The sequence below is a fragment of the Burkholderia sp. Ac-20379 genome (assembly GCF_017104645.1).
GTDB lineage: Bacteria > Pseudomonadota > Gammaproteobacteria > Burkholderiales > Burkholderiaceae > Burkholderia.
The window spans coordinates 1-8,161 of sequence record NZ_JAAGPF010000339.1 but is presented as its reverse complement, the minus strand read 5'-3'; the positions used below and the strand labels follow the sequence as shown (position 1 = coordinate 8,161).

At 69.9% G+C, this 8,161-nt stretch carries 5 protein-coding genes; 3 read left to right on the top strand and 2 right to left on the bottom strand.

The window, feature by feature from the left end; all coding sequences use genetic code 11:
- The first annotated feature begins 80 nt into the window (after window positions 1-80).
- Window positions 81-1,052 carry a LysR substrate-binding domain-containing protein gene (locus G3N92_RS28120; protein WP_206130854.1) on the top strand — a complete coding sequence of 324 codons (972 nt, stop codon included), beginning with the start codon at window positions 81-83 and terminating at the stop codon, window positions 1,050-1,052.
- On the opposite strand, the gene G3N92_RS28115 is transcribed toward G3N92_RS28120, so the two are convergent.
- The gene (locus G3N92_RS28115) at window positions 1,012-2,430 is read right to left on the bottom strand and encodes an aldehyde dehydrogenase family protein (protein ID WP_206130853.1); all 1,419 of its coding nucleotides are present in this window, start codon (window positions 2,428-2,430) and stop codon (window positions 1,012-1,014) included. The genes G3N92_RS28120 and G3N92_RS28115 overlap by 41 nt on opposite strands.
- 131 nt (window positions 2,431-2,561) lie before the next feature.
- Between G3N92_RS28115 and G3N92_RS28110 the strand changes: the two genes are divergently transcribed.
- On the top strand, window positions 2,562-3,503 hold the full coding sequence (locus tag G3N92_RS28110) for a LysR family transcriptional regulator (RefSeq protein WP_206130852.1): 942 nt from the start codon (window positions 2,562-2,564) through the stop codon (window positions 3,501-3,503).
- A 79-nt stretch (window positions 3,504-3,582) separates the two neighbouring features.
- Here the strand turns inward: G3N92_RS28110 and alaS are convergent, their stop codons facing one another.
- Window positions 3,583-6,207: an alanine--tRNA ligase gene (gene alaS / locus G3N92_RS28105; protein ID WP_206130851.1), complete on the bottom strand. Its 2,625-nt coding sequence runs from the start codon at window positions 6,205-6,207 to the stop codon at window positions 3,583-3,585.
- Window positions 6,208-6,498: 291 nt separating this feature from the next.
- Between alaS and G3N92_RS28100 the strand changes: the two genes are divergently transcribed.
- The gene (locus tag G3N92_RS28100) at window positions 6,499-7,719 is read left to right on the top strand and encodes a CaiB/BaiF CoA-transferase family protein (protein WP_206130850.1); all 1,221 of its coding nucleotides are present in this window, start codon (window positions 6,499-6,501) and stop codon (window positions 7,717-7,719) included.
- Window positions 7,720-8,161 lie beyond the last annotated feature (442 nt).

The window sequence follows — 8,161 nt, the reverse complement described above, 5'->3', positions numbered from 1 at the left end:
GGTCATGCGGCCTACCTAGCTTGACCGTGGATTCTCTACAAATGAATAATAGGGAACCAGTCGGTCTCCTGGAGAGAATCATGGATATGGCGGCTCTCGCGATTTTCAGCGCCGTGGTGCGCGAAAACGGGGTCACGCGCGCGGCGGCCAAGCTGAACCGCGTGCAGTCGAACGTCACCACGCGCATCCGCCAGCTCGAAGCCGCGCTCGGCACCGCGCTGTTCGCGCGCGACGGGCGGCGGCTGGTGCTGACGCCGGCCGGCGAAACGCTGCTGCCCTACGCGGAGCGCCTGCTCGCGCTCGCCGACGAGGCGCGCCACGCGGTGCGCGCCGATCGCCCGCACGGCCGGCTGCGGCTCGGCACGATGGAAAGCACGGCCGCGAGCCGGCTGCCGGCCGTGCTGGCGCGCTATCACCAGCATTGGCCCGAGGTCGGGCTCGAACTCGTGACGGGCGTCACGCAGGCGCTGATCGCACAGGTGCGCGATTTCGAGCTCGACGCGGCGCTGGTCGCCACGCCGCCGCTCGACACGCTCGATCACGCGGTGTTCGACAGCGCGCCCGTCTACCGCGAGCCGCTGGTGCTGATCGCGCCGCGCGGCCACGCGCCGATCGCCGGCGCGGCAGACATCCGCGTGCCGACGCTGGTGGCGTTCGAGCGCGGCTGCGCCTATCGCGGCTATGTCGAGCGCTGGTACGCGTCGCACGGCTGCACGCCGGCGCGCGTGCTCGAACTGGGCTCGTATCACGCGATCCTCGCCTGCGTGGCGGCCGGCGCCGGCGTGGCGATCGCGCCGCGCAACGTGCTGGCGCTGTCGCCGGTGTCGGACGCGCTGTCGGTGCACGCGGCGCGCGGCCTCGCCCCCGTCGACACGCTGCTGGTATGGCGGCGCGGGCACGCGTCGGCGGCATTGCTGGCGCTGCGCGACGCGCTGGTCGAACAGGCGGCCGAAACCGGCGCGGGCGTGAAGGCCGGTACGCCCCGCCGCGGCGGCAGCGGCAAGGCCGCGCTCAGCCGATCATCAGCGTCTTCGGCTCCAGATACGCGCTGAGGCCCCACTTGCCCATCTCGCGCCCGAGCCCCGAGTGCTTGAAGCCGCCGAACGGCGCGCGCGGCTCGTGGTTCAACGTGTTGACCAGCACCCGCCCCGCGTCGATCCGCAACGCGACGCGTTCGCAGCGCGCCCGGTCGCGGCCGAGCACCAGCGCGCTCAGGCCGTAATCGGTGTCGTTGGCGATCGCGATGGCGTCTTCGTCGTCCTCGTAGGCGAGGATCGACAGCACCGGCCCGAAGATTTCCTCGCGCGCGATCCGCATGTCGTTGCGCACGCCCGAAAACAGCGTCGGCCGGACGAACCAGCCGGCCGACAGCCCGTCCGGCCGCCCCTCGCCGCCGGCCAGCAGGCGCGCGCCCTCCTCCGCGCCGAGCCGGATATAGCCCTGCACGCGTTCCCACTGACGGCGGCTGACCATCGGCCCGATCTCGGTATCGGCCTCGCGCGGGTCGCCCGATTTCACGCGCGCCACCGCCTCGGCCGCCACCTGCTCGAACTCGGCGAGCCGCGCGCGCGGCACCAGAATGCGCGTGCCGGCGATGCAGGCCTGGCCGCTGTTCATGAAGCCGGCCTGCAGGACGGTCGACATGATCTCGTCGAAATCGGCGTCGTCGAGCACCAGCGTGGGCGACTTGCCGCCCAGTTCGAGCGTCACGCGCTTCATCGAGCCGGCGCCCGCCTCGATCAGCCGCCGCCCGACCGCCGACGAGCCGGTGAACGAAATCTTCGCGACGCGCGGATCGCGGCTGAACGCCTCGCCCACCACCTCGCCGCGCCCGTTCACGACGTTGACCACGCCGCGCGGCAGATCGGCCGCGTGCAGCGCCTCCAGCACGACCTGCGTCTGCCGGGCGCTCATCTCGCTGGGCTTGATCACGGCCGTGCAACCGGCCGCCAGCGCCGTGGCGAGCTTGTTGCAGATGAAGCCGGCATTGCTGTTCCACGGCGTGATCAGCGCCGCGACGCCCACCGGCGTCATCACCACGCGCGCCGCACCGGCCGTTTCCTCGAACGCGAACGCTTCGAGCGCGTCGATCGCGGCCTGCACCGTCTGGGCCGGATAGGCAGCCATCCAGCGCGCCCGCGACGATGGCGCGCCGTACTCGGTCACGATCGCGTCCAGCAACGCCGCCTCGCGCGCCGCCACCTGGTCACGGATGCGGCGCAGCACGGCCAGCCGCTGTTCGCGCGTGGTGCGCGACCACGCCGGAAACGCGGCGTGGGCCGCCTCGATCGCGCGGCGCGCGTCGTGTTCGTCGCCCAGGCGGACCTGCCCGGTCGCCTGCTCGGTGGCAGGATCGATCAGGTCGAACCATTCCTGCCCGTGCGGGACGACGTATTCGCCGTCGATATAAAGGTGCTCGATCCGTTGCATGTGCGTTCTCCCGGGAGGTGTCGGGCGGCGCCAGGCGGGCGCCGCTTGCATGGATTCGAGTCTACGGAGCGAGCACTGTTTCGATAAGACGGCCTATGATTCATGACTCATCCCGAAAATCAGGACAATCGATGCATCGCACCGGCATGACCGAACTGGAAGTGGTGCTGGCCGTGGCCCGCCACGCCAGCTTTCGCGCGGCGGCGCGCGAGCTGGGCATGTCGACCACGGCGGTCAGCAGCGCCGTGGCCGGGCTGGAGGCGCGGCTGGCCGTGCGGCTGTTCAACCGCTCGACGCGCAGCGTGGCGCTGACCGACGCCGGGCAGCGCTACGTCGAGCGGATCGCGCCGGCGCTGGCCGAGATCCGCCGCGCCGGCGAGGAAGCCGCCAGCGGGCCGGACACGCCGAGCGGCACGCTGCGCCTGAACGCGCCGCCCGAATCGACCGTGATGCTCGTGCAGCCGCTGCTGACCGAATATCTGCGCCGCCATCCCGAGGTGCGCGTGGACGTGACGACCGACATGCGGCTCATCGATATCGTGGCCGAGGGGTTCGACGCCGGCATCCGGCTGGCCGAATCGGTGCCGCAGGACATGATCGCGGTGCCGCTGACGGGCGACATCCGCATGCTGGTGGTCGGCACGCCCGACTATCTGGCCCGCCGCGGCACGCCGCGCGAGCCCGCCGACCTGATCGCGCATGAGCGCATCGCGATGCGCATGGGGCACGGCGGCATCTATCACTGGGAACTGGAGCGCGACGGCCGCAAGTTTCAGGTCAACATGCCCACGCGGATGGTGTTCAGCGAGACGCGCGCGATCCGCCAGGCGGTGCTGGCGGGGCTCGGGCTCGGCTTCCTGTCGGAATGGTTCATCGCCGATGCGCTGGCCAGCGGCGCGCTGGTGCCGGTGCTGGAGCCCTGGTGCCAGCCGTTCGGCGGCCTGCGGCTCTACTACCCCGGCCGGCGTTTCGTGCCGGCCCGCCTGCGCGCGCTGATCGAACTCGTGCAGACGATGCGCGCCGATGGCACGGCTGTGTTCCCCGGCAACTGGATCGCCGCGGGCGGCGGGTGATGCAGCGGATGCGCACGTAAAAAAGCCGCGAACCTTGCGGCTCGCGGCTTGTGTCCCGCGGAGGCGAAACGCCGGGGCGTTACAGCTTCGACGCCACCCAGGCCTGCACGCCGGCCAGCGCGGCAGGCAGGTTGGCCGGCTCGGTGCCGCCCGCCTGCGCCATGTCGGGGCGGCCACCGCCCTTGCCGCCGACCTGTTGCGCGACGAAGTTGACCAGTTCGCCCGCCTTGACCTTCTTGCTGGCTTCCGCCGTCACGCCGGCGATCAGGCTGACCTTGCCGCCTTCCACGGCGGCCAGCACCACGGCGGCGTGCTTGAGCTTGTCCTTCAGCTTGTCGACGGTTTCGCGCAGCGTCTTGGAATCGGCGCCCTCGAGCGTGGCGGCCAGCACCTGCACGCCGTTCACGTCCACCGCCTGCTGCGCCAGCTCGTCGCCCTGGCTCGACGCCAGCTTCGACTTCAGCGCGGCCAGTTCCTTCTCGAGCGACTTGACCTGATCCTGCACCTGGCCGATACGCTGCGTCAGCTCGGCCGGCTGGGCCTTGAGCATCGATGCGGCCGTGTTCAGGCGCGCGTCGAGATCCTGCACGTAGCGCACGGCGTTGTCGCCCGTGATCGCTTCGACGCGGCGGATGCCGGCGGCCACGCCGCCTTCCACCACGATCTTGAAGAAGCCGATATCGCCCGTGCGGCTCACGTGCGTGCCGCCGCACAGCTCGCGCGAGAAGCCCAGATCGAGCACGCGCACTTCATCGCCGTACTTCTCGCCGAACAGCGCCATCGCGCCGCCCTTGACCGCATCGTCGTAGGACATGTTCTGCACGATGCCCGGCGCGTTCGCGAGGATTTCGGCGTTGACGATCGCCTCGACCTTGCGGATTTCGTCGTCCGACAGCGGCGCGTTGTGCGCGAAGTCGAAACGGGTCTTGTCTGCGTCGACCAGCGACCCCTTCTGCTGAACGTGGCTGCCGAGCACCTCGCGCAGCGCCTTGTGCATCAGGTGGGTGGCCGAGTGGTTGCGCTGGGTGCGCGTGCGGCGTTCGATGTCGATCTCGGCGCGCACGGTATCGCCCACCTTCAGCACGCCCTGCACGACTTCGCCGTGGTGGCCGAACACGTCGGCCTGCACCTTCAGCGTGTCTTCGACGGCGAAGCGCGTGGCGGCATTGGCCAGCACGCCCTGGTCGCCCACCTGGCCGCCCGATTCCGCGTAGAACGGCGTGTGGTCGAGCACCACCACGGCCTGCTCGCCGGCCTTCGCCTCGTTCACGGCCGCGCCGCCCACGTACAGCGCGACGATCTTCGCGTCGTCGAACGCGATCTCGCTGTAGCCGTGGAACGTGGTTTTCGCGCCCGAGTATTCGAGGCCCTGCGTGGCCTTGAACTTGCCGGCCGCGCGGGCCTGCTCGCGCTGGCGCGTCATCGCATCCTCGAAGGCCGCCTCGTCGACGGTCACTTCGCGCTCACGGCACACGTCGGCCGTCAGGTCGAGCGGGAAGCCATAGGTGTCGTGCAGCTTGAACGCCAGTTCGCCGTCGAGCAGCTTGCCGCCCTTGGCGTCGAGTTCGGCCAGCGCGGCGTCGAGGATCGTCATGCCGTGATCGATGGTTTCGAGGAAGCGTTCTTCTTCCTGGCGCAGCACGTCGGTCACGCGGCCTTCGGCGTCCTTCAGCTCCGGATAGGCGGCGCCCATCTCGGCGACCAGATCGGCCACCAGCTTGTGGAAGAACGCGCCCTTGCGGCCGAGCTTGTAGCCGTGGCGGATCGCCCGGCGCACGATGCGGCGCAGCACGTAGCCGCGGCCTTCGTTGCCCGGGATCACGCCGTCGACGATCAGGAACGAGCACGCGCGGATGTGATCGGCGATCACCTTCAGCGAGTTGTTGGTCAGGTCGCTCACGCCCGTTTCGCGCGCGGCGGCCTTGATCAGGTTCTGGAACAGATCGATTTCGTAGTTGCTGTGCACGTGCTGCAGCACGGCCGCAATGCGCTCGAGGCCCATGCCGGTGTCGATCGACGGCTTCGGCAGGCGCGTCATGTTGCCCTGCGCGTCGCGGTTGAACTGCATGAACACGAGATTCCAGATCTCGATGTAGCGGTCGCCGTCTTCCTCGGGGGATCCCGGCGGGCCGCCCCAGACGTCCGGGCCGTGGTCGTAGAAGATTTCCGAGCACGGGCCGCACGGGCCGGTGTCGCCCATCTGCCAGAAGTTGTCCGACGCGTAGCGCGCGCCCTTGTTGTCGCCGATGCGGATGATGCGCTCGGCCGGCACGCCGACTTCCTTGTTCCAGATGTCGTAGGCTTCGTCGTCGTCGTGATAGACGGTGATCCAGAGCTTGTCCTTCGGCAACTGGTAGACGGACGTCAGCAGCTCCCAGCTGTAGTGGATCGCATCCTTCTTGAAGTAATCGCCGAACGAGAAGTTGCCGAGCATCTCGAAGAACGTGTGGTGACGGGCCGTGTAGCCCACGTTTTCGAGGTCGTTGTGCTTGCCGCCCGCGCGCACGCTGCGCTGCGAGGTGGTCGCGCGCGAATACGGGCGCGATTCGGTGCCGAGGAACACGTCCTTGAACTGCACCATGCCCGAGTTGACGAACAGCAGCGTCGGGTCGTTGCCCGGGATCAGGCTCGACGAACGGACGATCGTGTGGCCCTTCGATTCGAAGAACTTGAGGAATTTCTCGCGGATTTCGGCGGCTTTCATAGCGTGCGGGAACGGACCTGCCAGACAGGCTCTGTGGCTATCGGCGCCGCGCGCCGGAGAAACGGGCGAACGGCGGCTGGTTTCGGAAACAAACGATTATACGGGATCGCGACCCGAAGGCAGCAGGCCCGCGCCCCTGGCCGTTCGGCCGGCGCTGCCCAAGCCGGCCGGCGGCGCGGCGCCCGCACCGCCGCCGCGCGATTCGCTTTAAGATGCGACGACCGCCGCCCGGGCCGGCAGCCGCGGGCGAAGCCGGATTCGGCCGGATTCGAAGAGGGAGACAAACAGCAGATGGGAGCCTTGAGTCATATCCGCGTGCTCGACCTGAGCCGCGTGCTCGCCGGGCCATGGTGCGCGCAGACGCTCGCCGATTTCGGCGCCGACGTGATCAAGATCGAGCGCCCCGGCGCCGGCGACGACACGCGCCACTGGGGGCCGCCCTACCACCGCGCGCCCGACGGCAGCGATACGCGCGAGGCCGCCTACTACCTGGCCGCGAACCGCAACAAGCGCTCGGTGACGGTGGATCTCGCCTCGCCCGAAGGCCAGCGCGTGATCCGCGAGCTGGCCGCGCAGAGCGACGTGGTGATCGAGAACTACAAGGCCGGCCAACTGAAGAAATACGGCCTCGACTACGACGCGCTGCGCGCCGTGAAGCCGGATCTGATCTACTGCTCGGTCACCGGGTTCGGCCAGACCGGCCCCTACGCGCACCGCGCCGGCTACGACTTCATCGTCCAGGGCCTCGGCGGCTTCATGAGCATCACCGGCGAGCGCGACGGCGAACCGGGCGGCGGCCCGCAGAAGGCCGGCGTGGCGATCGCCGACCTGGCCACCGGGCTCTATTCGACGGTGGCGATCATGGCCGCGCTCACGCATCGCGAGCGCACCGGCGAAGGCCAGTACATCGACATGGCGCTGCTCGACGTGCAGGTGGCGCTGCTCGCCAACATGAACACCAACTACCTCGCCAGCGGCCAGCCGCCCACGCGCTGGGGCAATGCGCACCCGAACATCGTGCCGTATCAGACGTTCCAGACCAGCGACGGCTGGATCATCGTCGCGGTGGGCAACGACGGCCAGTTCCGCAAGTTCGTCGAGGCCGGCGGGCGCGGCGAGCTGGCCGACGATCCGCGCTTCGCGACCAACCCGTCGCGCGTGCGGCACCGCGCGGTGCTGGTGCCGATCCTCGCCGAGATGACGCGCGCACGCGGCAAGGACGCATGGATCGCCGCGCTGGAGGCCGCCGGCGTGCCGTGCGGGCCGATCAACGATCTGGGCGAGGTGTTCGAGAACGAGCAGGTGGTGGCGCGCGGGCTGCAGGTCGAGCTGCCGCATCCGAGCGGCACGCCCGTCAAGCTGGTGCGCAATCCCGTGAAGATGAGCGCGACGCCGCCCGAGGCGCGCAGCGCCCCGCCACTGCTCGGCGAACACACCGATGCGGTGCTGCGCGAACTGCTCGGCTACGACGACGCGGCCATCGCGGCGCTGCGCGGCAAAGGCGCGGTATGAAGCCGGCAACGCGGCGTCCGGCAGTGCTCGGCGCATAAAAAAACGCCGGGGCACGCTGCTCGCGTGTCCCGGCGCCGCGCCGCGGTGAGCGGCCGGCCCGCGAACGCGCCGGCCGCTCCCGCGGCGTCCTGTCTGTCCGGCAAGCCTTCCCGCCGCGCCCGGCTTGCGCCGGATCGCCGGCGATCCGATGCCGGATTTCTCCCTGATGCCTGTTGCTGCAGATCGACGTTGCCGTCGTTTCGCGCCGCCGCTGCCGGCGGCGCAGGCAGCGCCCGTCGGTTGAACGGGCGCCGTTCGGGCCGGCGTTGCCGCCCGCCCTGAAACCGTCAAAGCACACTGGATCGATGGTGGCCGCACCGGCTTGGCGGGCGGCGGCCATCGTCAGAGGGATCGCAGATCGGGGCCGTTCGCGGCGAGCGGCCCGGCCAGGCCAGGCCGGAAA

Bases quoted from the DNA above. Each gene is read 5' to 3' on its own strand.
- G3N92_RS28120 (WP_206130854.1), top strand. From the start codon at position 81: ATGGATATGGCGGCTCTCGCGATTTTCAGCGCCGTGGTGCGCGAAAAC.
- G3N92_RS28110 (WP_206130852.1), top strand. From the start codon at position 2,562: ATGCATCGCACCGGCATGACCGAACTGGAAGTGGTGCTGGCCGTGGCC.
- G3N92_RS28100 (WP_206130850.1), top strand. From the start codon at position 6,499: ATGGGAGCCTTGAGTCATATCCGCGTGCTCGACCTGAGCCGCGTGCTC.
- G3N92_RS28115 (WP_206130853.1), bottom strand. From the start codon at position 2,430: ATGCAACGGATCGAGCACCTTTATATCGACGGCGAATACGTCGTCCCG.
- alaS (WP_206130851.1), bottom strand. From the start codon at position 6,207: ATGAAAGCCGCCGAAATCCGCGAGAAATTCCTCAAGTTCTTCGAATCG.